Genomic DNA, 21,909 nt, shown 5'->3' with positions numbered 1-21,909 from the left:
GACAGACGCCCCCCGGAGTTCCCCGGGGGGCGTCTGCGTCTGCGGGGACTCTCCTGCGGCGTGTCGGGGCGCACGGCGCGGGAGAGGGGAGACAGGAGACCGCGCGTTTGCTGGAATGGTGGGGTGGCCACCGTCAACGGCATGCGCGGGGTGTCCCGGGTGCCGGCATACGTGGTGATGCAGCCCACGACCCTGTGCAACTTGGACTGCGTCTACTGCTACCTGCCCCTGCGCGCCCAGGACCGGCGGATGCCGGTCGAGGTGGCGCGGGCGGTGGCGGCCGATGCGAACGCCTGGGCGGCCCTCGGCCGCTTCTCGGTGGTCTGGCACGGGGGTGAGCCGCTCGCGGCCGGCAGGGACCATCTGGGGGCGCTGATGGCCCCCTTCGACGCTGCGGTCGAGCAGCACGTGCAGACCAACGCGACGCTGCTGGACGACGCCTGGTGCGAGTTCTTCGCCGCCCGCGGGGTGCGGGTGAGCGTCAGCGTGGACGGGCCGGAGGACCTCAACGCGGAGCGGGTCTCGCGCGCGGGGCGGCCCGCGTACGACCGGATCGTCAAGGGGATCGGGGCGCTGCGGCGGCACGGCCAGTCGTTCGCGGCGCTGTGCGTGGTGGGCGACCCGCGGCCGGGCGTGGCGTCGCGGCTCTACGAGTACTTCCTGGAGCTGGGCTGCGACACGCTCGGCGTCAACATCGAGGAGCGCGAGGGGGTCAACGAGCGTGCCAACGCCCATGACCCGGATGCGGTGCGGGCCTTCTGGGCGGAGCTGGTCGGGGCCTGGCGGGCCGACCCGCGGATTCACGTCCGCGAGCTGGAGTGGAGCCTGCGCTACCTCGGCGCGGTGCTCGACGGCACGTCGGACGACCTGCTGCCGCGTGAGCTGGACCCCATCCCGACCGTCGGCCATGACGGGGCTGTGGTGCTGCTCTCGCCGGAGCTGGCGGGTTTCCACGACGCGGTGCACGGCGACTTCAGCAGCGGCAACGTGCTGCACGCACCGCTGTCGTCGCTGCTGGCCGAGCCACGGCACACCAGCTGGGTGCCGGAGTTCCTCGCCGGGGTGGAGGCCTGCCGGGACACCTGCGCGTACTTCGGCTTCTGCGGCGGCGGGCACGCCGCCAACCGGTACTTCGAGCACGGGCGGTTCGACGGCACGCAGACCGAGCACTGCCGCAACAGCAAGATCAACCTACTGGATGGAGTGCTCGACCATGTCCGACGCGCTGGCTGACCGGATCCGCGACGCACGCGGCGAGTTGACTCCGCTGCTGGAGGAGGCTCGGCTCGCGCGGCTGGCCCGTTCGGAAGTGCCAGGCGCAGACAGCACCGCCGTCTGCGCCTGGAACCACTTCGAGAACATCCCGACCTTCTTCAACTGGAACAACCGGCCGCGCTGAGGCGGCGGTCGTTCAGGAAGTCAGCGGCGGGGGGTCCAGTCCTTACCGTCGTCGTCTTCGTCGTCGTCGTCGGCGTAGTTCCCGTACGGGTCGTACGGGTCCGGCTCGTCGTCGTCGCGCTGATCCTCGACAACAGCACTGCCGCTGCCGCTGCTGAGCTCGCTACCGGCAAGCTCGCGCTGCAAGGCGGCGAGGTCGGTGTTCGGGGAGTGGTACTTCAACTCCCGGGCCACCTTAGTCTGCTTGGCCTTAGCTCGGCCGCGCCCCATGGCCGACCCCCTCGCACATGAATGACGGGGCTACCCGAAGGCGGGCCCCGATGACGTCAGACATCTCTCGTGGGTCATACGGTACATGGGAGGAGGCCACTTCGGCATCTCGGGTTACCGGGTGTCTGGCAGCACATCGGAACCTGTCCGTTTTATTACTGGTAAGGAGTATATCGCTCCCCAGTAATGACGGCACCCGCACGCGACCAGCGCCTTGATACGTCCTTGATCGCGGAAGTTGCCTGGCAATCGGGCGAATGACTGCTCAAGATACGCACGATTGCCAGGCAACTTGAATGATCTAGATCCGGGCGTGGCGCTAGATCCGGATGGTGCGCAGGCGGCCGACCTCGGCCATGCGCTGCTCCGCGAGGCGGTCGGCGGCGCTCGCCGGGGAGATGCCCTCGGTGTCGGCCAGCTCCAGGATCCGCTTGGTGGTGTCGTAGATCTTGGTGGCGCGCAGCTTGGCCCGGTCGAAGTTGAAGCCGTCGATCTCGTCGGCGACCTGGATCACACCGCCCGAGTTGACCAGGTAGTCGGGCGCGTACAGGATGCCGCGGTCGAGCAGCAGCTTCTCGATGCCCGAGTGGGCGAGCTGGTTGTTGGCCGCGCCGGCGACGATCTGCGCCCGCAGCGCGGGCACCGTGTCGTCGTTGAGCGCGCCGCCCAGCGCGCAGGGCGCGTACACGTCGATGTCGCTGGTGATCAGCGCGGTCGCGTCGGCCACCAGGCTCACCTGCGGGTACGTCGCCTTGGCCCACTCCAGGGCCTTCGGGTGGACGTCGGTGGCCACGACCTCGGCGCCGTCCTCGACGAGGTGGGCCACGAGGTACTTGCCGACCTTGCCCAGGCCGGCCACGCCGACCCGCTTGCCCTTCAGCGAGGGCGTGCCCCAGCGGTGCTCGGCCGCGGCGCGCATGCCCTGGAAGACGCCCCAGGCGGTGAGGATCGAGGAGTCGCCGGCGCCGCCGTACTCCACGCTGCGGCCGGTGACGAACTGCGTCTCCCGGGCCACGACGTCCATGTCCTGCACGTACGTGCCGACGTCGCAGGCGGTGTAGTAGCGCCCGTTCAGGGACTGCACGAATCGGCCGTACGCCCGCAGCAGCTGCTCGGACTTGATCTGGTCCGGGTCGCCCCAGATGACGGCCTTGCCGCCGCCCAGGTCGAGCCCGGCGAGGGCGTTCTTGTACGCCATGCCGCGGGACAGGTCCAGCACGTCGTGCAGGGCCTCCTCCTCCGAGGCGTAGGGGTAGAAGCGCGTGCCGCCCAGGGCGGGGCCCAGCGCGGTCGAGTAGATGCCGATGATCGCTTTCAGGCCGCTGGCCCGGTCCTGGCAGAACACGACCTGCTCGTGACTGCCGTCGGTGAATACGCCCACTGCTGGCTCCAAGGTGACGTCGATGGCCCTTGTGAGGCCCATCCTGCTCGGTCTTTCCGAGGGGTCGGGCGACGCCGCGGTAGCGACGCTCCCGCTGACAGCCTAATCGTGGGAGGATCGCGAGGTGCCGTCACAGTTCGCCGCGTACCTGAGGGTCTACGAGCCGCTCACCGCGTTCGCGCCGGAACGTGAGCGTTTCTGGCGTCGCTATGTCGACGAGGGGCGCGCCGTCGGGCTGTCCGACGGGCCCGGCCGGCAGCGGGCGACGGTGCTCGAGGCGCTCGGCGCGGGCTGGTCGCGCCTGCCCGACCTGCCCGATGAGGCGTATGTCATGCAGGGCCTGACCGGCCAGACCGACGTGACCCTGGTCTGCCCCTGGAACCTGCGGGTGCGGGTGGCCGAGGCGGCCCTGCAGGCGCGGGACGGGGTGCCGCAGGTGCTGGCCGACGCGTTCGTGCCGCCGGTGCTGGTGGACCTGGCGCAGACGGTGGTCGAGCAGACCCGGGCCGAGGACCGCATGCACGAGCAGGTCGCCACCTGGGGCGTGCCGCTGCGCTGGTTCGTGCTGGTCTCCCCAGCCGAGCGGGACATGGTGCTGGAGCCGGCCCGCCGGGTGCTGCGCTACCGCACCGAGATCGGCAAGGCCCGGCAGCGGGCCCACAAGGGGCTGCGCGTGCTGCGCCGGACCCTGGGCGACGTGCCCATCACCGACTCGCTGCGGGAGACCGCCCGCTGGCTGGAGTCGTTCCACCCCGGCTCGGTGGTGGAGCTGGACTACGGCGGCCTCACCGGGCTGCTCTCCGAGGACGCGCTGCGCGACGACGACTCCGTGGAGCTGGTCGCCACGGGTCTGGCCGGGCTGGAGCGCGAGGACGGCGACGCGGCCACGGCGGCATACGAGCAGCTCGTGCAGCGGTGGCGGGCGATCCAATTGATGGAGCGCAGCAACTGACGGTGAGTAGTTTTCAGGTCACCTGCAGTGATCGAAAGCTATGAAATTACTGTCTTCATCCGCTAAAAGCAGACATGTCGTTCATTCATCATCCGTCCATCCACGGACCTTCACCCGTTCGGCCCATGTCGGACATCGGGGACTAGCCGGACTATGGGTAACGCGTTGGCCGGCGGGACCCCGGCCTACGTCTATAGGTACTTGTGGAGGAGACCGCATGGCGTCGCGTACGCACGAACCAGAACCCCTGCTCACCCCGGCAGAGGTCGCATCGATGTTCCGCGTCGACCCGAAGACGGTGACCCGGTGGGCCAAGGCGGGCAAGCTCAGTGCGATTCGCACGCTGGGCGGCCACCGTCGCTACCGTGAGTCGGAGGTGCGTGCTCTGCTCCAGGGTCAGATCCCGCACCAGCGTCAGGGCGACTGAGCTGTACAACCGGAGGGCTGACGCCCTCCTACAACGCTAGTGGCTCATCCCTGCGGCCCGCCTGGACGGCGGGCCACCGAGGACTCCCCACCAGCGATACCCCCCATGGCCAAAGCTCCGCCACGCTGCCCCCGCAGCGGGACGGAGCTTTGGTCATTCCAGGTCAGGGGACGAGCGCGCCGTCGCGCAGCGTGACGACCCGGTCGGCCATCTCCATCAGCGCCGCGTCGTGCGTGGCGACCAGGGCGGTCATGCCCCGGGCGTGCACCAGGGCGCGCAGCAGGTCCATGATCTGACGGCCGGTCTCCGAGTCGAGCTGACCGGTCGGCTCGTCCGCGATGAGCAGCTGCGGGTCGTTGGCCAGCGCACGGGCCACCGCGACACGCTGCTGCTGACCGCCGGACAGCTCGTACGGCCGCTGGTTGGCGTGCGCGCCCACGCCGACCAGCTCCAGCAGCACCGACACCCGCTGGTCCCGCTCGGCCGGCGGCACCTTGGCCAGCCGTAGCGGCACGCCCACGTTCTCCGCGGCGGACAGGATCGGCACCAGCCCGAACGACTGGAACACGAAGCCGATCACGTCCCGGCGCAGGGCGACCAGCTGCTGCTCGGCCGCCGAGGTGACCTCCTGCCCGGCGATGAAGACCTTGCCGGAGGTCGGCCGGTCCAGCCCGCCGATGATGTTGAGCAGGGTCGTCTTGCCCGCGCCGGAGCGCCCGCGCACCGCGACCAGCTCGCCGCGCGCGGCGGTGAACGACACGTCGCGCACCGCGTGCACGACCTTGCCGCCCCGGCCGAAGTCGCGGCAAATGTTCTCCACCCTGACCAGCTCGTCAGCCACGGCGCACCTCCACATGGTCGGACTCCAGGTTCAGCTTCACCCGGTCCTTGAGTTCCAGTTCCTGCACGAACGACTGGGGCAGCTGCATGCGGCCCGCCCGGTCCAGCACGGCGTACTCCTCGCTGACCAGCTCCGTGCCGCCGTCGGCGGTGGCCCGCGAGCTGCGGCGCACCTCCGAGGCCAGCCGGCCGTCGCGGATGGCCACGGTACGCCGCACCTGCGTGGACACGTTCGGGTCGTGCGTCACCACCACCACGGTCACGCCCAGCTCGGCGTTGATCGTCTGCAGCGCCGTGAACACGTCCGCCGCGGTCGACTCGTCCAGCTCACCGGTCGGCTCGTCGGCGAACAGCACCTCGGGGTCGTTGGCCACGGCCAGCGCCACCGCGCAGCGCTGCTGCTCACCGCCGGACATCTGATCCGGCCGCCGATCCGCGCAGTAGCCGACCCCGACCATCTCCAGCAGCTCCATCGCCCGGTCGCGCGCCTTGCGGCCCGAGCGCGTGCCCGCCAGCCGCATCGGCGTGATCACGTTCTCCAGCGCGGTCAGGTACGGCAGCAGGTTGCGGCCGGTCTGCTGCCACACGAAGCCGACCATGTGCCGCCGGTACGACAGCCGCCGTCCCGCCTTCATGGTGAGCAGGTCGTACTCGCCCACCCGGGCGATGCCCGCGGTCGGCACGTCGAGCCCGGAGAGGATGTTCAGCAGCGTCGACTTGCCCGAGCCGGACGCGCCGACGATGGCCAGCAGCTCGCCGCGGTCCACCACCAGGTCGAGGCCCTGCAGGGCGACCACCTCGACGCCCTCGGTCTTGTAGATGCGCACCAGCCCGTCACAGACCAGGTGGCCGCGCAGGCGGTCCGCGCCGCCGGCCCGGTCGGCGGCCCGCTGCGCGGCGCGTGCCTGCAGCGTGGCCAGGTCCGGCGGGGCCATCTCATTCGTCGTCGACATCAGCTCTCTCCCGCGTCGAAGGAACCAAGCCGCAGCACCTCGCCGAGGCGCAACCGGCGGTTGAACAGGGTCTCCACCGCAAGCGCGGTCAACATACCCACCAGCACCAGCGCCAGCGAGGCGCCGATGACCAGCGGGTCGAACGTGACGCCCACCGTCAGGCCGTCGGTGAACTTCGACAGGCCCAGGGCGGGGGCGATCAGATGCGGCACCGCCATGCCCACCACCGCGCCGGTCAGCACCGCCACGGTCACCACCGGCATCAGCTCCACCAGCAGCAGGCGGCGGCCCTGGCCCCGGGACAGGCCCATGGTGCGCAGCCGGGACAGCACCGTCCCGCGGCCCCGGGCTCCGGCGACCACCGCGAAGGCGATGGCCAGCAGCGCCAGCGCCACCCCGGCGCCCGCGCCGATGGCGTACGCGAAGGTCACCACGGCGTTGATGCTCGCCTTGTCCAGCTCCTCGCGCTCCTGCTCCCAGGTGGTCACGTTGGTGACCTCCTCGTACGCCCGCGGCCGGAAGCCCTCACTCGCCCAGCGCTGCTGCCCGGCGTCACCGACCTCGCGCAGGCGCTGCGGGTCGGGGTCGCCGGCGATCAGGTACCCGTTCGGGTTGAGCGCCTGCTGCGCCTCGGCCGGGATGGCCTGCCACGGCACGACGACGAAGTTCGACGCGCCGTTGGCGATCGGCGGGAACCCCTCGATCACGGCGGCGACGTGGAAGTCGTAGTTCCGGCCGCGCAGCGCGACGGTGCCGTGGTCGCCGCCCAGCTGCCGGGCGACGCCCGGGGAGACCAGCACAGGCACCGGCGAACCGGGCTGGGCTGCGGTGAACACCTGCGGCGGGGTGAACTCGACCCCCGACGCCGTCAGCACCCGCGCGTACGCGGCCCCGTCCAGCACCAGCGTGTAGACCGTGCCGAGCCGCTTCTGGTCGACGATGAGGTCGCTCGCCCCGTCGACCATGTACTGGGTCACCGCCTCGACGCCGGGCACCGCGGCCAGCTCGGCCTGCGTCCGGTCGTCGAAGAAGTAGCCGTCGACCTTCACGTCGGCGGCCATCCGCAGGTCGGTGGCCCGGTCCCGGCCTTCGTCGATGGTGCTCGCCACGGCCACGCTGAACACGGCCGTGCTGACCGCGACCACCAGCACCGCGACCGGCCCGATGACCGCGCCCGCGGTGCGTCCGGCCCGGGACAGGCCGAGGAAGTTCACCGCGCCCCGCCCGCGGGCGGCCAGCCGGCCCAGCCGGGAGACCACCGGCGGCACCAGGCGCACCATCGCCACCGCCGCACCGGCGGCCAGCAGGGCCGGCACCGCGGCGAGGTAGACGTCGACACCGACGGAGGTGCTCAGCCCGCGGTTGCGCAGCAGCCACACGCCCAGCCCGGCCAGCACCAGCAGGCTCAGCTCCGCGGTGCGCCGCTTCACGCCGACCCGGGCCGAGGCCATGTCGGCGCGCTCGCCGGAGAAGGACGGGTCATAGGCCGACCGCATGGTCATCACCGGCACCGCGAACGTCGCCAGCGCGGCGAAAGCGGCCAGCACCGGCCAGGTGGTCGTGGGCCGCCCTGTCAGGGCCGCGCCCAGCAGCCCGCCGACGACCGCCGCGGGCACCACCAGCAGCGACTCCAGCAGCGTGTACGCGCCGATGGTGACGATGGCACCGCCGCGCGCCCGCAGCAGCGCGAACTCGGCCCGCCGCCGGGCCACCGCGACCCGGGCCGCGAGCAGCACCAGGCCGGCCAGCGTGAGCAGCGTGCCGACCTGCACCACGGCCAGCAGCGCCGCCCCGGCGCGGGCCCGGTCGGCGAACTTCGCCAGCTGCGAGTCCAGGCTGGTCAGCAGGGTGGTGTTCAGCCCCTGCCGGCGGGCCACGGTGACCGCCTCGACGACCTCGGGCAGCACGCCCATGTCGAGCTTGGCCATGTCGATCCGGTAGCGCCACTCGTAGACGATCTCGCTCAGGTTCTTCACCTTGTCGAGGCCGTACTCGTCGGAGAAGACGACCGCCCGGTACGGGTCGCCGTCGTCGTTGGGCAGGTAGGCCCGCAGCCCGAAGGGCATCGGTTCCCAGAACGTGCCGTTCTCGTCGTGCGGCGCGACGATGCCGACGACCTCCATCGGCACCTTGTCCTGGAACCGGAACGTGCTGCCGACGTGCAGCGCCAGCTTCTCGGAGTTCCACTTGGTGAGCACGACCTCGATCGCGCTGTCGGCGCCTCCCCCCGACTTCGGGAAGCGGCCCTCGACCAGGTCGACCTGCTCCTCCAGGCCGCTGCCGGCCCACACGCTGAACCGGACCTTGCCCGGCAGGCCCGTCCCGGTGATCCCGGACTGGTCGAGCGGCGTGGACGCCGCCCACCAGGACTGCTCGACCCGCTCCCGCAGCGCCGGGTAGAACACGGCCCGCTGCTGCGTCAGCCTGCTGTCGGGCGCCCAGCTGTCACCCAGGTCCTTGTGCCCGCGATAGGTCAGGTCCCGCGCGGTGTAACCGAGCTGGGAGATGTCGTTGCGCAGGCCCTCGTCGGTCAGCCGGTTGGCGACCCGGGGCGCGCCGACCACGAGCACCCCGGCCAGCACGGTGAGCATGCCGAGCAGCGCCAGCGGCCCGGCTGTGGCCCGTACCCGGGCGATCCAACCCTTCACCGGTCAGCTCCGATCCGCAGCTGGGCCGCGGCCAGCCGCTGCCGCATCGAGGTGGCCACCAGCCCGGCCATCACCAGGGTGAGGGCGAGCAGGGCGGCGGCGGTGCCCAGTACGGGCAGCCAGTCCGTCGTGGTGAGCGCGGGCGGCACGGGCCGGCTCGCGCTCGGGGTGAGGATGACCAGCGACCCGGTCGTCCGGGCGACGAGCATGCCCACCACCAGCCCGACCGCCACGCCCAGGCCGGCCAGGAACGCCTGCTCGATCATGAGAGCGCGGGCGAGCAGGCGTGAGGTGGCGCCGAGCGTGTTGAGCACGGCCAGCTCGGCGACCCGCCGCCGGGCGGTCGCCCGCACGTCCACCGCCACGCCGACCAGGGCCAGCGCGATCGCGCCGAAGGCGGCGATGAACAGGGCGATGCGCGCGCCGACGCCGAACGGGTCGTCGGCCGCGTGCACGGCCAGCGCCTTGCGGTCGATGGTCTGCAGGTTGGGCAGCGGGGCGGCCGCCGCGGCGGCCTCCGTGTGCCGGGCCGGGTCGGTCTGCACCCACCACTCGGTGAGGTTGGGCGGCCGCCAGCCTGCCTGCTGGAAGTGGGCGCTGAGGGAGGGCATGTCGACCAGCAGCGCGGCCGGGTCCACCCCGCCGGGCAGCGCGGCGAGCTGCCCGACGATGTGCACGGAGACGGTGGTGCCCCACAGCGGGATGGCGAGCGTCGCGCCGACCTGGGTGTGCAGTGACGCGAGCAACTCGGGGGTGGCCAGCGCGGGGACGGTGGGCGGGGCGCTCCCCAGGCGCAGGTTGAACGCGTACCGCGGGACGTCGTCGAAGCCGCCGAGGTTGATCAGCTGGAGCCGGAGCGAGTTCCCCTCGACCCGCACCTTCGTGTCCATCTTGCTGGTGGGCAGGCCCCAGGCGGCGTCGCCGCCGTCGAGGTTCAGCGGTGCGGCCGTGCCGCCCGACCCGACCGCGGTCAGGCCGTCCAGCTGCCACACGATCGGGACGCCGCCCGGCATGGACGGCCCGTCCACGGCGAAGCCGGTCAGCCGCAGCCCGGGGCTGTGCGGCACGGACACCTCGAAGGTGCGGGCGTCCGCACCTTCGCCGCCGGCCAGTGACACCTGGTGGATCGCGCCGTGCAGGTCGGTGAGCACCAGGGCTGTCACGTCGCGCGGCCGGTCGAGCCACTCGCCGCCCGGGTCGCTGATGCGCAGGGTGCCGCGCACCGCCGTGGTGCCCTCGGGCAGGTCCACGCCCGGCTGGCGGCGGCTGTCCGCGGCCGCGGCGGCCAGCAGCGTGGGCGCGTCGCCGAGGTCGGAGCGCAGCCGCAGCACGCCGCCGGCGTCCTTGGTGTCGAGCGCCAGGATCGTGGTGGGGGTGGCCTTCTCGCCCGTGTCCATACGGGTCCGCCAGGCGGGCAGGGCTGCGGTGATCCCGGGCAGCGCCGCGATCTGGTCCACCCGCGCGGGCGGCACCGACCAGGCCGTCTCGACCAGCCGCAGGTCCGCGCCCACGGAGTGGTCGGCCTGGTCGACCTGGGACTGCCGGGCGGTCGCGGCGAGCGTCCAGGCCAGCGTGCTGACCGCGACACTCAGGGCCAGCAGCAGCACCGGGCCGGCGTGCGGGCGGCGTCCGGCCTGCCAGACGCCCAGCTGCGCGGCGAACCACGGCCGGCGGTCCACCCGCCGTTCCAGCAGCCGGGTCAGCGGCGGGAGCAGGCGCAGCGCGAGCACGGCGCCGGCGAGCACGCCGAGCGGCCCGGCCGCGGCCAGCAGCGGGTCGATGCCGAGCTGCCCGGCGACGCCGGACAGCGGCGAGTCGTACTGCTGCAGCTGGAACCAGGCCAGCCCGGCGAAGCCGATGAGCGCGAGGTCCAGGCCGGTGCGCTGAGCGGCGGCGGCGCGGCTGGGCCGTGAGCGGGCCGCCAGGTCCGCGACGTAGGTGCCGCCACCGCGCAGCGCGGGCAGCAGGATCGCCAGTACGCAGCCCAGCCCGGCGGCGACGGCGACGGCGACGGTCGTCGGCGTGATCCCGGCCTCCAGCCGCAGGCTCACCGCGCTCAGCGCGGGCAGCCGCTCGACGAGGCCGAGCAGCGGGGCGACCAGCAGCGGGGCGAGCACGGCGGCGGGACCGGCGATGAGCAGCGCCTCCCGGGCCGCCAGGCCGGCCAGCTGGCCGCGGGACGCGCCGCGGGCGCGCAGCAGTGCGGTCTCCGCCCGGCGGCCCTCGGTCAGCAGCGCGGCGAGCAGCAGCAGCGCGTACCCGCCGAGGATCGAGATGAGCAGCATCGGGGTGAGCAGGTCCGACCGGCCGACGAGGCTGGCCTGCTGGATCCGGTCGACCAGCCGCTCCAGGTGCGTGCCCGCCTGGCCGCCCTCGCCGTAACCGAGCTCCTCGGTCACCTCCGGCAGGGTCTGCACCGCGCTGCGGGCGGCGACCAGCTGCGACAGCTCGGCCCGGGACAGGTCCGGGGTCACCACCCAGCCGCTGTTGCCGAGGTAGGACCAGCCGTTGAAGAAGTCCTCGCGGGGCAGCACGAGCGGCCCGTACGTGCTCCGCCCGGCCTCGACGCCCTCGGCCATCTCGGGCACCAGCAGCCAGTACGGGTCGTCGGCGTGCTGGGCGGCGAAGACGCCGCTGACGGTGACCCGCTGCTCCTTCTTGGTGATGCCGTTGGCGAAGACCACCTCGGAGCCGACCTTCAGGCCGAGCGCCTGCGCGGCGGCCTCGCCGACCACGACCTGCGGCGGGTTCGAGCCGGCCACGGGCCAGCTGCCGGAGACCAGCCGGGCGTGCTCGGCCAGCTCCTCCAGGAACATGACCCGGGCATACACCACGCCGTAGCTGTCGGGCGCGGCGTCACCGGTGTCGCTGGTGAACTTCAGGCCGCTGGCGTAACCGGCGGAATCCACCGCGAGGTCGGTGCCGCTGAACCGGTCGGCGAAGGACTCGCGCAGCTTCCTGTCGGTCTCCGCCCAGGACTGCGCCGAGAAGGATTTGTCGACCTCGCCGCTGCTGGTGGACCAGCCGCTGCCACCGGTGCGGGAGGGCAGGCGCACCTGCACGGCACGCTCGTCCGGCGGGGCCGCGGCCACGGCCGCGCGGGCGCCCGCCTCGATCACCGCCCCGCTGTAGCTCGCCAAGCCCACCAGGAGCGTCGTCGAGATCAGCGCTGCCGCCGCGGCGGCAGTCAACAGGCCCTTCGCGCTGTAGGCCCGCCGACGTGCCAGCATGACGCCTCCCTGATCGTTTGCGCTTCAACTTCTGTATGAGTTGAGACGACAGGGTGCCGGTTCGCAGGCTGTGAGGGCTGTTACCCGAATGTGATGACCAACGGGGCGGTATGCCCCTTTCACCCCGGAGGGCGAATACCGAGAGTGAGCTGCGCGAACGCCGAGCGGCGTACGCCGGCCAGGTCGGGGCTGTGTCCGCCGGCCCAGGACCAGAGCGCGCTGTCCCAGGCCGCCTGGGCCGCACCGGCGACCAGCAGCGGGTACGGATGCGCCTCGGGCACCCCGCAGCGTGCCGCGACGAAGCAGCTCACCAGCCGGCGCAGCTCCTCGCTGATCACCAGGTACGTGCTCAGCAGCGACGGCTGCTCGGTGAGCAGGCTCAGCCGGGACCGGATCTGCGCGAGTTCGGCCTCGCCGGTGATGTCGGCGCCGTCCAGCACCGCCCGGACGGACTCCAGGGGCGGCTCCCCGTCCGGGCGGGCCGCGAAGGCGGCGCGCAGCTGCTCCACCCGTTCGTGGCCCACGTCGCCGAAGAGCGCATGCTGCTTGGACGAGTAGTAGCGGAAGAACGTGCGCACCGAGACCCCGGCCTCGGCGGCGATCTCCTCCACCGTGGTCTGCTCGTAGCCCTGGCGGGCGAACAGCGCCAGCGCCGCGTCCTCCAGAGCCACGCGGGTGTGCTGTTTGTGCTGTTCCCGCCGGTTGATCACCCGTCCGGTCATTCACTCATCCTGAAGGGGTCGGTGCGGACCGTCAAAGTCCCGGTGTGCCTGAGGCAGGGTTGGTCGATATAGCAGCATTCAAGTTCTATGCACCGCTACGGTCGGACCATGGTCGCCCATCGGCTGGTGCGGAACCTGCTGGGTGGGGCAGCGGTGCTCGCTGCCCTGCTGCTCGTCGTGTTCGGGCTGCCTGCCCTCAACCGGGCCGTGCCGACCGACCGCTCCCTGGCCGGGCGGCTCTACGAGGTGGGGGCCGGGGTCAGCGTGCAGCCGCCGCCCGGGGCCCGGGTCGACGCCAGCAAGACCCGCCCCGGCGACGAGCGGGCCACCGTGCTGTTCCTGGTCGGCGACGTGCGCTACGCGATCGTGGTGCAGCCGTTCGGCGGGCAGATCGCCGAGGCGGCCGACAAGCTCCGTACGAAGATCAAGGCGACCCAGGGCTACCAGGTCACCGGCGACGAGGGGGCCGTCGACACGGCCAGCGGCCTCACCGGTCTGGCCGGCGGGTACACCGCGCCCGGCCGGTGCGGCCGGTACGCCGTGTTCCTCGCCGACGGCCGCTCCATCGAGGTCACCGTCAGCGGCGCCCAGCTCGAACTGCAGCGCGAACTCGCCGGCATCGACGACTCGATCAGCTCCATCCGGTACGGCGGTGGCCGGTGACGGTCGCGGGCCGCTCCGGTGGGCGGCGCTGGCGGTTCTCCGTACGCCCGACGCCCCGGGCGGCGCGGGCGCTCAAGTCGCTGCAGTTGCCGGCGTTCTGGCTGCTCGGCCTGATCATGCTGGCCGGGCTGGTGCGCCTGCTGGAGATCCTGCGCACCGACCTGGCCCGGTTCCCCGTCGCCACCACCTCGGCGGTGCTCCTGTTCGCCCTGTACGCGGTGCCGTTCTGGCTGTTCATCGCGTCCATGGACTTCCTCGAACGCGAACCGCCGCTGCTCATGGCCACGGCGTTCGCCTGGGGCGGGGCGGTGGCCACCACCGCGGCCATCCCCGGCACCCAAGCCGTGCACGACCTGGTCGCCAAGCTCATCTCGCCCGCCTTCGCCGCGACCTGGGGGTCGGCCATCGCCGGGCCGACCATCGAGGAACTGCTCAAAGCGCTCGGCGTGGTGATGATCGTGCTGGTGGCCCGCAAACAGATCAACAGCGTGCTCGACGGCATGGTCTACGGGGCGCTGATCGGGCTGGGCTACCAGGTGGTCGAGGACATCGTCTTCGCCGTCAACGCGGTCGCGCTGCGCGGACAGGGCGACGGCGTGGGACCCGTGATCGCCACGTTCTTCCTGCGCGGCTTCCTCGCCGGCCTGTGGAGCCACACCCTGTTCACCGCGCTCGCCGGCGCCGGCATCGCCTGGTTCGTGGTGCGTACGGACAAGCCCATGTGGTGGCGGCTCGGCGGCCTGAGCCTGGGCCTGGGGCTGGCCTGGCTCACCCACTTCGTGTGGAACTCGCCCCTGTTCGCCGACGGCCTCGGCTCGGGGGCCGCCGGGGTGCTGCTCGGCATGCTCGGCAAGGGGCTGCCCGCGCTGGCCATGGTGCTGGCCCTGCTGTGGGTGGCCCGGCACCGCGAGGCCCACTACTACGTCGCACAGCTCGCCCGGCTGCACGAGCCGAAGATCGCCACCCCCGGCGAGCTGCAGATCATGGGCCACGGCCACCTGCGGGCCGACGCCCGCCGCTACGGCCGGGCCCGCTGCGGCCGGGCCGGTGAGCGGGCGGTACGCGGCCTGCAGACCGCGCAGGCCAGGTTCGCCGTGGAGCTGAGCCGGGTCGACCACATCGCGCCCGGGGACGCCCTGCTGGTGCACTGCCGCGACGAGGTGCTCGCCCAGCGGCAGCGTCTGGTGAACCTCGGCCACCCCGAGGCGATCGTCTCGCCCATGCGCCCCGCCGTGCCCCGCGTCGTGGTCCTCGGCGCCCTCTTCGCCGTAGCCCTCTTCCTCCTCATCTGGCAAGCCCTCCGCCACCTCAACGCCGCCTGACCGCCCGCCCCGCCCGCCCCGCCCCGCCCGCCCCGGGCGGCCCGACCCGAGGCGCAACTCTTAAAAAGTCGCGCCCTCCGGGAGCTCCGGAGGGCGCGACTTTTTAAGAGTTGCGGAAGGAAACGGGCGTCAGTTGGGGGCGTGGCCGCCGTCGCCGTCGACCGTGATCTCCGGCGTGCCGTCCTGGTCCAGGTCGACCAGGGTGATGTCGACCTCGCCGTCGTGGTCGGTGTCGAACTGGAACAGGTCGGCCTTGCCGTCGCCGTCGGTGTCCGACACCCACACGTCGGTGCGGCCGTCGCCGTCGGTGTCGCCCTTGATCAGGTCGCGGCGGTCGTCGCCGCGGGTCTCCACGGACTCGCTCATGACTTCTCCTTAACGGGGGTCGTACCGCAACACGTTAGTGGCGGATGGTGGCACCGGCGGCAGCGAGCGCCTTGATCGCTCCGGCGGACTCGGAGTAGCCGATGACGAGCACTCCGTCCGGCCTCGTCGGGATGACCTGGTTGGCGATCTTCGTGAGCTCGGCCTGGTCCTTGACCTCGCCGCCGTCGGTGATCTGGTAGACGTACGTCTGCACGTTGACCTCGGTGACGCCGGCCCGGACCAGTTCCTTGGTGACTCCCTCGGCGAGCTTCTTGCCGTAGTTGTCGCTGTGCGTGACGATCGCGATCTTCTGCAGGCCGTCACGCAGCATCACGTCGGCCAGCGCCCGCGCCTGCAGCACGTCCGAGGGCGCGGTACGGAAGTAAAGGCCCTTGTCGTCGTAGCCGGTCAGGTCGGGCGAGGTGTTGCACGGCGAGAACATGACCATGCCGTACCCGATCGACTCCTCCAGCGAGGCGAGCGCGACACCGGACGCGCCGGGCCCGATCAGCACCTGGACGCCGGCCGCGTGGTGGCTGGCGATGGTGGCCTTGGCCTTCACCGGCGAGGTGCCGTCGTCGCCGTCGATCCACTTGACCTTCTTGCCGAGCACGCCGCCCTCGTCGTTGATCTCCGCGATGGCCAGCAGGGCGCCCGCCTCCATGGGCGGGGTCGTGTAGGCCAGGGCGCCGGTCTTCGGCAGCAGGCCACCGAAGATCAGCTGCTTGTCGGTGGTGCCGCCCTTGACCGGTGCCGGCGGCTTCTGCCCGGTCACGTCGCGCTCGTTGCCGGTGCCGAGGTACTCGGTCTTGCCGTTGTCGAGCTGGTTGGCGGAGTCGAAGTGCACGGTGCCGTAGCTGGTGGTCGCGGGCTCACCGGCCTCGGCGAAGCCGTAGCGCACGGTGACGCCCCGGTAGGAGATCGCCTTGCCGGTCTTGGCCAGGTTGAGGCACTGCTTGATGGACCGGCAGATGTTGCCGCCGACGGTCACCGCGTTGATGTACTTGGCGATCTTGTCGGGCTCGGTGCTGCCGGCCTGCTGCGCAGCCAGCGCGCTGATCACGACCGCGTCGTACGCCTCGCCGGCGAACAGCAGGTCCTTCAGGCCCGGCTTGACCGACCTCAGCCGCTGCAGGAACGATTCGTCCAGCTCGGTCAGCGGCATCGTGCCCTTCATGCCGTTGAGCAGGCCAGGCTGCTCCTTGAAGATCGCGCCGAACTCGTTCGCCATGTTGCCGTCGGTGCCGTAGAGGTACGCCCCCTGGTACGCCGGGTTCTGGGAATCGTCCGGCCCCGAGCTGCAGGCAGACAGGGTGAGCAGCGAGGCGCAGGCAGCGGCGATGACAGCTCGCGAGAAACGCATGAGGGTGCCTCCATGGCGATGGTCCAACGGGCACCTTAGCGTCGTTCCCTGAATTGGGCGAGAGGCCAATACGCCCGATGGGCGTCGAGTGCTCCGGTACGGTTGCCGCCGCCCGTTAGGCTCCCACCGTGACCGTCGATCCAGACCACTCCTTCGAGGACGCCGCTCTTGTACTTGACCAGGCACTTGCCGGAGACGGCAGAGCGGTGGCGGGCACCCTCGACCAAGTGGTGAAGCGCGACGGCAGTTCGGGCGCCTACAACGTCGCCTGGTGCCTCGCGGGTGAGCTGGCCGGCGACGGCGTCCGGGCCGGCGCCTGGGCGCTGGAGTTCCCCGGCATAGACGAGGCCGCTTACGACGCCCGCTGGGTGGCCCGCTTCGTCAGCGCCTACGTCAACCGCGACGAGCCGACCGGCGAGGCCCTCATCGGGGCCGCGCTCGCCGACGGCCAGCTGCCCCAGTGCCTGCTGACCCTCGCCGGCTCCACCGTCGCCACCAAACGCCGCCGCGAGTCCTGAACCCCTGACCGGACGCTAGCCCAGCTCGATCCAGTAGCGGCGGGTCCGGCCCAGGGTGGTGTCGCGCACGTCCTCGAGCACGCCGCCGTTGCGCTCGATGGTGCGCGCCGAGGCGGCGTTGGCGTCGTCACAGGTGATCAGGACCCGGTCGATTCCCCGCTCCCCCGCGCGCGCCAGCACCTGCCCCACCGCCCAGGTGGCCAGGCCCCGCTTGCGCGCCGACGGGCGTACCGAGTAGCCGATGTGGCCGCCCGCGTGCAGCAGGAAGTCGTTCAGCCGGTGCCGCAGCGAGATCGAGCCGACGACCTCGCCGTCCTCGACCATCCACCAGAACGTCGCGTGCACTAGGTCCTCGCCGACAGGCAGGGTCTCGTCCGAGAGGGTGTTCAGCCGGTGTACCCAGGCGGCGAACTCCTCGGCCGTGTCCACGTCGCCGGTGAGGTGCAGCCCGCTGCCGTGCTGCACGGTGTCGCGGCCCCACTCGTCGCGGGCGTCGAGCCACGCGCGGTGCAGCAGCACGTTCGGGGCGACCAGGTCAACCATGCGGCGACCCTAGTGCGGGCGGCGTCGGCGCAGCCAGGGATTTACCGGTGGCGGCCGGTCAGGGCCGGCGGGTGGCGAACAGGACCGCGCCGGGGAAGCCCTGGTCGAGGTTGAGCAGCAACTGCGCCTTGACCGTGAACCCGGCCTCGGTCAGCCAGTCCGCGACGCGGTCAGGCCTGCGCCGGTGGACGTGGACCCGCATCGGATGGCCGCCGTAGCCCTCCGTCTTCAACCGGGACTCGTCGCCGACGTGGAAGCCGACCAGCAGCGGCCCGCCGGGGCGCAGGACCCGGTGGAAGTGGCCGAGCACCGCCGGGACCGCGTGGTCAGGGATGTGGATCAGCGACCAGAAGGCGAGCAGTGCGGCGACCGAGGCGTCGCCGAGCGGCAGGTCCGTCATCGAGCCCACCTCGAATCGCAGGTAGGGGTGGTCCCGCCGGGCTACGTCGATCATTGCGGGGGACAGGTCGATGCCGAACGTGTCGACGCCCAGCTCGTGGAGGTGGGCCGTGACGTTCCCCGGCCCGCAGCCGACGTCGGCCACCGGCCCGCCGCCCGCGGTGTGAACCTGCTCGGCGAACAGCGACAGCGCCGCGCGCAGGTACGGCTGGCCGGTCAGGGCGTCGCGCATGAGGTCGGCATAACTCTCGGCGACCGTGTCGTAGGAGGTCCGGGCGTCGGCCAGCCAGCCGTCGGCGTCCTCGCCCGGGGACCCGAGCGAGGGAAGGGCCTCCGGCGCTGCTCCGGTCTGCGTCATCGGGAACCTCTGGCGAGGGCTGCTGTCGGCGTCATGGACGCGAGCATAGGTCCGCGGGTCCGACCGTGCCGCGCTCGCGGCGATGATCGCTGTTGCGGTCAGAACCCGTGGTTGAACCGCAGATTCCGACCCGGAACAGTGATCATCGCCGCGAGCCGCGAGCCGCGAGCCGGCCCGGAGCGCGGATTGTGGCCGCGGGGCGTTTCGGGTCAGTCCTCTTGGTGGGCGTACTTGCGCAGCCGGAGGAACCGCTCCGTGGAGTTCCACGGGCCGGGGCGCAACCAGTCCTCCCCGATGGCCTCGTACAGCGGCCGGGCCGCCTCCAGGTGGTCGGCGAGGGTCAGGGTCATCGCGAAATGGTTCCAGGCGACCGGCTCCAGCAGCGTCGCACTGCGATCGTCGTGCCACACGGACGCGTAGGCGGCCGCCACGAGCTCCTCGCCCACCTCGTCGCGGTCGAAGTAGTCCCGCAGGTTGTCGGAGTGGTGGCGCCTGGCGTACTCGAGGTGGGCCATGGAGACGAGGACCGGGATGAGCGTGCCGGGGTTGGCCGCCGCGCGGGTCCGGGCGAAGTCGAACATCTTCTCGTCGCTGCCGCTCCACTTGGCCATCAGCCCGTGCAGCATCTGCTCGTGTCCGAACAGGTGGTGCCGGTCGGCAGCCACCAGTCCTTCGAAACGCCGCCAGCGCTCCTCCGACGGCAGCTGCCGCGCCCGGCTCAGCGTGATCAGGTAGTGCCAGGCCTCGACGCAGCCGGGATCGATCGACACGACCTCGTCCAGGCAGTCCTCGGCGATGACGAGCCGCTTGAACCAGACCTTCCAGGCATCCCGGGAGACCGTGTCGGCCGTCCCGCCGCCGCGCGCCTCCCACGCCCAGTGCACGGCGTGCGCGCCGCGTACCAGCAGCGGCCACACCGTGCGCGGTTCGTCGCGGATCGGCCCCTCGATCCATTCCTGGACTCCGGGCGTATCCGCGGCGATCTCCACGTAGAGCGACAGCGTGTCACTGTCTTCGGCCCCGATCAGCAGGTCTCGGGCGGTCGGCCAGTCCCGGGCGAGCAGCGCCTGGCTCAGCCGGGCCGCGCCGTCGTCATGGAAGAACGGGTCGATCGTGATGGTCGGTTCGGACGCGGCAGGCGACCTGCCCTGCTTCAGCTTGCTGAACAACCCCATGGGTGGGCAGCCTAGGGCCGGCGGCCCGGCACGGGAGCCGATCATCCGGCCGGACCGTGCCCGACCGGTCGGGCAGATACGCCACATCCGGACATGGAAAGCCCCCGAGCCGCGGCCCGATTTTGCAGGCGCAGGTCGGGGCTACAAAGCCTTTGGCAGCCAGGGGCGGGGGTCGAACCGCCGATGGATCAGTGGACCTTCAACTCGGCTCGCGGGTGAGTAGGACGAGCGCGTCGACGGAGCTGAGCGCGGCGTCCAGCGTCGTGTCCCGGTGCGGTCCGGTTACGAGCAGGAGCGTGCGAGCCTCGGGGTGGTCGGGGTCGTAGAGGTCGTTCTCGTCGTCGTCCCCGGGGATCGCGTTGGGCTGAACTTCGAGCTCGTAGGGCGGGGCGTCGGCGAGGAAGTAGCTACCGCGGTAGTAGCTGTCGCGTTCGACCAAGGTCAGGTCGAGGTGGTCGGCGATGATCCGGGCCAGGTCGGCGGGGGTGTGGGTACGCGTGCCGTAGGTGTCGTGGACGACCATCGGTTAGGCCGCCATGTCGATGCGTTCGATCAGCCGGCCGTTGTGGAAGGTCGCGCCGGCGGGGACCGGGGCGTTGTCGGTCTTGCGGATCCAGCCGCGCTGCTCACGGGTCTTGGGAGACACCTCCCGCAGCGCGGCCCAGAACCCCGGCGCGCCGTCACTGACCGCCAGCACCGGAGCGCGCTTGCCGCGGCGGTGACAGTCGCGCAGCACCGCCGCAAGGCCCGCTTCCTGGGTGATGGCAGCCAGTGTCATGGAGGCGAGTTTAAGTTGAGTGACGGACCGTGGACCCGCCTGAGATCGCCAGAAGCGCCGAACGGGTGAGCAGGTGGCAAACAGGCATAGCTCAGTTGCTGATCTTGCGTGCGCTCCACGTGCGATCAGCCCGGCGATCCAGGGGAGAGTGCGGTGCATCACGGCCACTCGAACGTGGCGGCTGGACCCGGATACGAAAAAGCCCCGAGCCGCGGCCCGATTTCTCAGGCGCAGGTCGGGGCTACAAAGCCCGGCGAAGAGCTTTGGTGGCCAGGGGCGGGGTCGAACCGCCGACCTTCCGATTTTCAGTCGGACGCTCGTACCAACTGAGCTACCTGGCCGAAACCACCCGGGGGTGGCCGATCATTTGGCGGTCCTGACGGGACTTGAACCCGCGACCTCCGCCTTGACAGGGCGGCGAGCACTCCAACTGCTCCACAGGACCTTGCACTTGCACTTGCTCTTCCTTGCTACCGGGAGACCTTATCAGGTCCCGGTTCGTGCCCCCAACGGGATTCGAACCCGTGCTACCGCCTTGAAAGGGCGGCGTCCTAGGCCGCTAGACGATGAGGGCGGCCGAACCATCATCGCACACAGCTGCTCAAAGCTTGCAGCTGCCTTCAATGGTGGCTGTTGCTCCCATCCGGCCCCGCCGGAGGCTCGGAAAGCATATGTGACCAGCGGCCGTTGCGCCAAATCGGGGTCAGAACGTGTCGGGCAGCCGGATCAGGCGGTACTTCGTGCGCAGGCCGGAGATGATGCCGGGCAGTGCGGCCAGGGTCTGGGAGCGGTCTCCGCCGGCGTCGTGGAGCAGCACCACGCCCCCGGCCCGGGTGTTCTTGAGGACCCGGGCGGAGATGGCGGAGGCGCCGGGGCGGCGCCAGTCCTGCGGGTCGACGGACCAGTGCAGGGGGCTCATGCCCAGGCCCCGGGCGACCCGTACGGCGGCTGCTGTCCAGTTTCCGCCGGGGTGCCGGAAATAGCGGATCGGTACGCCGGGCACGGCTTCGTGGATCGCGTTGTTGGTGGCCCGCAGATTCGAGCTGATCTTGGCGTCGGACCAGGTGCCGAGCTTGAACTCGTGGTTCCAGCTGTGGTTGCACAGGGTGTGGCCCTCGGCCACGATCCGCCGGACCAGGGCCGGGTGTCCCTTGACCTGGGTGCCGACCAGGCAGAAGGTCGCTTTGACGCCCCTGGCGCGCAGCGCGTCGAGCACTCGTGGGGTCCAGGTGGGGTGCGGCCCGTCGTCGAAGGTCAGCGCGACGCCGGACGAGCCGCTGGTGCGCTGCAGGACGTACGACTTCTCGGTGGTGGGCCGTGTGGTCGGCGTCTTGCTCGGCGTGGGGCCGAGCGACGGGCTCGGACTCGGGCTGGGACTCGGCGACGGGCTAGGGGAGGCTGAGGGCGAGGCCGATGGGGATGCCGACGCGGTGGCCGTCGGTGATTTGCCGCCGCAGCCTGCCGCCAGCAAGAGTGTGAAACCGGTCACCACGGCGACGAGGCCGTGGGCGCGCCGCAGCGTCATCGCCGCTCCCCCAGGTCGGTCCACCCCCGTGGAGACCTCAGGGTGCCACAGTCAGGCTCGTGGCGAAACGGTGCGGCA

The 21,909-nt window shown here is 71.6% G+C and carries 21 protein-coding genes, 3 tRNA genes and 1 pseudogene; 7 read left to right on the top strand and 18 right to left on the bottom strand.

Going from position 1 to position 21,909, the window contains the following annotated elements; genetic code table 11:
• Window positions 1-141 precede the first annotated feature (141 nt).
• Both amcB and amcA read left to right on the top strand, forming a co-directional pair.
• On the top strand, window positions 142-1,233 hold the full coding sequence (gene amcB, locus F6W97_RS05830) for a cyclophane-forming radical SAM peptide maturase AmcB (RefSeq protein WP_155369548.1): 1,092 nt from the start codon (window positions 142-144) through the stop codon (window positions 1,231-1,233).
• The gene (amcA, locus tag F6W97_RS05825; RefSeq protein ID WP_230686442.1) at window positions 1,214-1,399 is read left to right on the top strand and encodes a multiple cyclophane-containing RiPP AmcA; all 186 of its coding nucleotides are present in this window, start codon (window positions 1,214-1,216) and stop codon (window positions 1,397-1,399) included. The genes amcB and amcA overlap by 20 nt, the downstream gene beginning before the upstream one ends.
• A gap of 20 nt (window positions 1,400-1,419) precedes the next feature.
• On the opposite strand, the gene F6W97_RS05820 is transcribed toward amcA, so the two are convergent.
• Window positions 1,420-1,668 carry a DUF3073 domain-containing protein gene (locus tag F6W97_RS05820; RefSeq protein ID WP_155369095.1) on the bottom strand — a complete coding sequence of 83 codons (249 nt, stop codon included), beginning with the start codon at window positions 1,666-1,668 and terminating at the stop codon, window positions 1,420-1,422.
• A 319-nt stretch (window positions 1,669-1,987) separates the two neighbouring features.
• Complete coding sequence (locus tag F6W97_RS05815) at window positions 1,988-3,049, bottom strand: Glu/Leu/Phe/Val family dehydrogenase (protein WP_196278991.1); 1,062 nt, start codon at window positions 3,047-3,049, stop codon at window positions 1,988-1,990.
• A 124-nt stretch (window positions 3,050-3,173) separates the two neighbouring features.
• Between F6W97_RS05815 and F6W97_RS05810 the strand changes: the two genes are divergently transcribed.
• On the top strand, window positions 3,174-4,001 hold the full coding sequence (locus tag F6W97_RS05810; protein WP_155369093.1) for a hypothetical protein: 828 nt from the start codon (window positions 3,174-3,176) through the stop codon (window positions 3,999-4,001).
• A 217-nt stretch (window positions 4,002-4,218) separates the two neighbouring features.
• Entirely contained in the window at window positions 4,219-4,428 is a 210-nt protein-coding gene (locus F6W97_RS05805; RefSeq protein ID WP_020522548.1) for a BldC family transcriptional regulator, read from the top strand.
• 163 nt (window positions 4,429-4,591) lie between these two features.
• Here the strand turns inward: F6W97_RS05805 and F6W97_RS05800 are convergent, their stop codons facing one another.
• The 5 genes from F6W97_RS05800 to F6W97_RS05780 all read right to left on the bottom strand — a co-directional run bounded on the left by F6W97_RS05800 (window position 4,592) and on the right by F6W97_RS05780 (window position 12,821).
• Window positions 4,592-5,284 (bottom strand): ABC transporter ATP-binding protein, encoded by a 693-nt coding sequence (locus F6W97_RS05800; protein ID WP_155369092.1) that lies wholly within the window; start codon window positions 5,282-5,284, stop codon window positions 4,592-4,594.
• Window positions 5,262-6,221 carry an ABC transporter ATP-binding protein gene (locus F6W97_RS05795; protein ID WP_155369091.1) on the bottom strand — a complete coding sequence of 320 codons (960 nt, stop codon included), beginning with the start codon at window positions 6,219-6,221 and terminating at the stop codon, window positions 5,262-5,264. Before F6W97_RS05795 ends, F6W97_RS05800 begins: the two co-directional genes overlap by 23 nt.
• Complete coding sequence (locus tag F6W97_RS05790) at window positions 6,221-8,869, bottom strand: FtsX-like permease family protein (RefSeq protein ID WP_155369090.1); 2,649 nt, start codon at window positions 8,867-8,869, stop codon at window positions 6,221-6,223. The genes F6W97_RS05795 and F6W97_RS05790 overlap by 1 nt, the downstream gene beginning before the upstream one ends.
• The gene (locus F6W97_RS05785) at window positions 8,866-12,099 is read right to left on the bottom strand and encodes an FtsX-like permease family protein (RefSeq protein WP_155369089.1); all 3,234 of its coding nucleotides are present in this window, start codon (window positions 12,097-12,099) and stop codon (window positions 8,866-8,868) included. Before F6W97_RS05785 ends, F6W97_RS05790 begins: the two co-directional genes overlap by 4 nt.
• A 119-nt stretch (window positions 12,100-12,218) precedes the next feature.
• The gene (locus tag F6W97_RS05780; RefSeq protein WP_155369088.1) at window positions 12,219-12,821 is read right to left on the bottom strand and encodes an acyl-CoA-like ligand-binding transcription factor; all 603 of its coding nucleotides are present in this window, start codon (window positions 12,819-12,821) and stop codon (window positions 12,219-12,221) included.
• Between the two features lie 108 nt (window positions 12,822-12,929).
• On the opposite strand from F6W97_RS05780, the gene F6W97_RS05775 reads away from it, so the two are divergent.
• Together F6W97_RS05775 and F6W97_RS05770 are read left to right on the top strand one after the other, a co-directional pair.
• The gene (locus F6W97_RS05775; RefSeq protein ID WP_155369087.1) at window positions 12,930-13,484 is read left to right on the top strand and encodes a hypothetical protein; all 555 of its coding nucleotides are present in this window, start codon (window positions 12,930-12,932) and stop codon (window positions 13,482-13,484) included.
• Window positions 13,481-14,806 (top strand): PrsW family intramembrane metalloprotease, encoded by a 1,326-nt coding sequence (locus F6W97_RS05770; RefSeq protein ID WP_155369086.1) that lies wholly within the window; start codon window positions 13,481-13,483, stop codon window positions 14,804-14,806. Before F6W97_RS05775 ends, F6W97_RS05770 begins: the two co-directional genes overlap by 4 nt.
• Before the next feature lie 129 nt (window positions 14,807-14,935).
• Here F6W97_RS05770 and F6W97_RS05765 read toward each other — a convergent pair whose 3' ends face one another.
• Both F6W97_RS05765 and F6W97_RS05760 read right to left on the bottom strand, forming a co-directional pair.
• The gene (locus F6W97_RS05765) at window positions 14,936-15,172 is read right to left on the bottom strand and encodes a hypothetical protein (protein WP_155369085.1); all 237 of its coding nucleotides are present in this window, start codon (window positions 15,170-15,172) and stop codon (window positions 14,936-14,938) included.
• A 34-nt stretch (window positions 15,173-15,206) separates the two neighbouring features.
• The gene (locus F6W97_RS05760; protein ID WP_155369084.1) at window positions 15,207-16,535 is read right to left on the bottom strand and encodes an ABC transporter substrate-binding protein; all 1,329 of its coding nucleotides are present in this window, start codon (window positions 16,533-16,535) and stop codon (window positions 15,207-15,209) included.
• A gap of 128 nt (window positions 16,536-16,663) precedes the next feature.
• On the opposite strand from F6W97_RS05760, the gene F6W97_RS05755 reads away from it, so the two are divergent.
• Window positions 16,664-17,053, top strand: coding sequence for a hypothetical protein (locus F6W97_RS05755; protein ID WP_155369083.1), 390 nt, complete (start codon window positions 16,664-16,666; stop codon window positions 17,051-17,053).
• Between the two features lie 15 nt (window positions 17,054-17,068).
• Here F6W97_RS05755 and F6W97_RS05750 read toward each other — a convergent pair whose 3' ends face one another.
• From F6W97_RS05750 to F6W97_RS05710, 9 genes and pseudogenes are all read right to left on the bottom strand, one after another.
• Window positions 17,069-17,596 carry a GNAT family N-acetyltransferase gene (locus tag F6W97_RS05750; protein ID WP_155369082.1) on the bottom strand — a complete coding sequence of 176 codons (528 nt, stop codon included), beginning with the start codon at window positions 17,594-17,596 and terminating at the stop codon, window positions 17,069-17,071.
• Window positions 17,597-17,654: 58 nt separating this feature from the next.
• Window positions 17,655-18,353 carry a class I SAM-dependent DNA methyltransferase gene (locus tag F6W97_RS05745; RefSeq protein WP_155369081.1) on the bottom strand — a complete coding sequence of 233 codons (699 nt, stop codon included), beginning with the start codon at window positions 18,351-18,353 and terminating at the stop codon, window positions 17,655-17,657.
• 209 nt (window positions 18,354-18,562) lie between these two features.
• Window positions 18,563-19,528 carry a hypothetical protein gene (locus tag F6W97_RS05740; RefSeq protein WP_155369080.1) on the bottom strand — a complete coding sequence of 322 codons (966 nt, stop codon included), beginning with the start codon at window positions 19,526-19,528 and terminating at the stop codon, window positions 18,563-18,565.
• Window positions 19,529-19,727: 199 nt separating this feature from the next.
• Complete coding sequence (locus F6W97_RS05735; RefSeq protein WP_155369079.1) at window positions 19,728-20,051, bottom strand: hypothetical protein; 324 nt, start codon at window positions 20,049-20,051, stop codon at window positions 19,728-19,730.
• A 72-nt stretch (window positions 20,052-20,123) separates the two neighbouring features.
• Window positions 20,124-20,264 (bottom strand): annotated as a pseudogene (locus F6W97_RS05730) (IS256 family transposase); the annotation flags it as partial.
• Window positions 20,265-20,570: 306 nt separating this feature from the next.
• Window positions 20,571-20,647, bottom strand: a tRNA-Phe gene (locus F6W97_RS05725).
• A gap of 27 nt (window positions 20,648-20,674) precedes the next feature.
• A tRNA-Asp gene (locus F6W97_RS05720) sits at window positions 20,675-20,751 on the bottom strand.
• Window positions 20,752-20,807: 56 nt separating this feature from the next.
• Window positions 20,808-20,880, bottom strand: a tRNA-Glu gene (locus tag F6W97_RS05715).
• Window positions 20,881-21,009: 129 nt separating this feature from the next.
• The gene (locus F6W97_RS05710) at window positions 21,010-21,831 is read right to left on the bottom strand and encodes a polysaccharide deacetylase family protein (RefSeq protein WP_155369078.1); all 822 of its coding nucleotides are present in this window, start codon (window positions 21,829-21,831) and stop codon (window positions 21,010-21,012) included.
• Window positions 21,832-21,909 lie beyond the last annotated feature (78 nt).

The organism is Catellatospora vulcania, assembly GCF_009720385.1.
Classification (GTDB): domain Bacteria; phylum Actinomycetota; class Actinomycetes; order Mycobacteriales; family Micromonosporaceae; genus Catellatospora; species Catellatospora vulcania.
The sequence above is the reverse complement of the archived record's forward strand: the minus strand, read 5'-3'. Positions and strand labels throughout refer to the sequence as shown.

Excerpts from the sequence above, each read along its gene's own strand:
- F6W97_RS05710 (WP_155369078.1), bottom strand. The coding sequence starts at position 21,831 with ATGACGCTGCGGCGCGCCCACGGCCTCGTCGCCGTGGTGACCGGTTTC.
- F6W97_RS05800 (WP_155369092.1), bottom strand. The coding sequence starts at position 5,284 with ATGTGGAGGTGCGCCGTGGCTGACGAGCTGGTCAGGGTGGAGAACATT.
- F6W97_RS05745 (WP_155369081.1), bottom strand. The coding sequence starts at position 18,353 with ATGACGCAGACCGGAGCAGCGCCGGAGGCCCTTCCCTCGCTCGGGTCC.
- F6W97_RS05785 (WP_155369089.1), bottom strand. The coding sequence starts at position 12,099 with ATGCTGGCACGTCGGCGGGCCTACAGCGCGAAGGGCCTGTTGACTGCC.
- F6W97_RS05740 (WP_155369080.1), bottom strand. The coding sequence starts at position 19,528 with ATGGGGTTGTTCAGCAAGCTGAAGCAGGGCAGGTCGCCTGCCGCGTCC.
- F6W97_RS05735 (WP_155369079.1), bottom strand. The coding sequence starts at position 20,051 with ATGGTCGTCCACGACACCTACGGCACGCGTACCCACACCCCCGCCGAC.
- F6W97_RS05750 (WP_155369082.1), bottom strand. The coding sequence starts at position 17,596 with ATGGTTGACCTGGTCGCCCCGAACGTGCTGCTGCACCGCGCGTGGCTC.
- F6W97_RS05765 (WP_155369085.1), bottom strand. The coding sequence starts at position 15,172 with ATGAGCGAGTCCGTGGAGACCCGCGGCGACGACCGCCGCGACCTGATC.
- F6W97_RS05775 (WP_155369087.1), top strand. The coding sequence starts at position 12,930 with ATGGTCGCCCATCGGCTGGTGCGGAACCTGCTGGGTGGGGCAGCGGTG.
- F6W97_RS05795 (WP_155369091.1), bottom strand. The coding sequence starts at position 6,221 with ATGTCGACGACGAATGAGATGGCCCCGCCGGACCTGGCCACGCTGCAG.
- F6W97_RS05820 (WP_155369095.1), bottom strand. The coding sequence starts at position 1,668 with ATGGGGCGCGGCCGAGCTAAGGCCAAGCAGACTAAGGTGGCCCGGGAG.
- amcA (WP_230686442.1), top strand. The coding sequence starts at position 1,214 with ATGTCCGACGCGCTGGCTGACCGGATCCGCGACGCACGCGGCGAGTTG.
- F6W97_RS05760 (WP_155369084.1), bottom strand. The coding sequence starts at position 16,535 with ATGCGTTTCTCGCGAGCTGTCATCGCCGCTGCCTGCGCCTCGCTGCTC.
- amcB (WP_155369548.1), top strand. The coding sequence starts at position 142 with ATGCGCGGGGTGTCCCGGGTGCCGGCATACGTGGTGATGCAGCCCACG.
- F6W97_RS05805 (WP_020522548.1), top strand. The coding sequence starts at position 4,219 with ATGGCGTCGCGTACGCACGAACCAGAACCCCTGCTCACCCCGGCAGAG.
- F6W97_RS05780 (WP_155369088.1), bottom strand. The coding sequence starts at position 12,821 with ATGACCGGACGGGTGATCAACCGGCGGGAACAGCACAAACAGCACACC.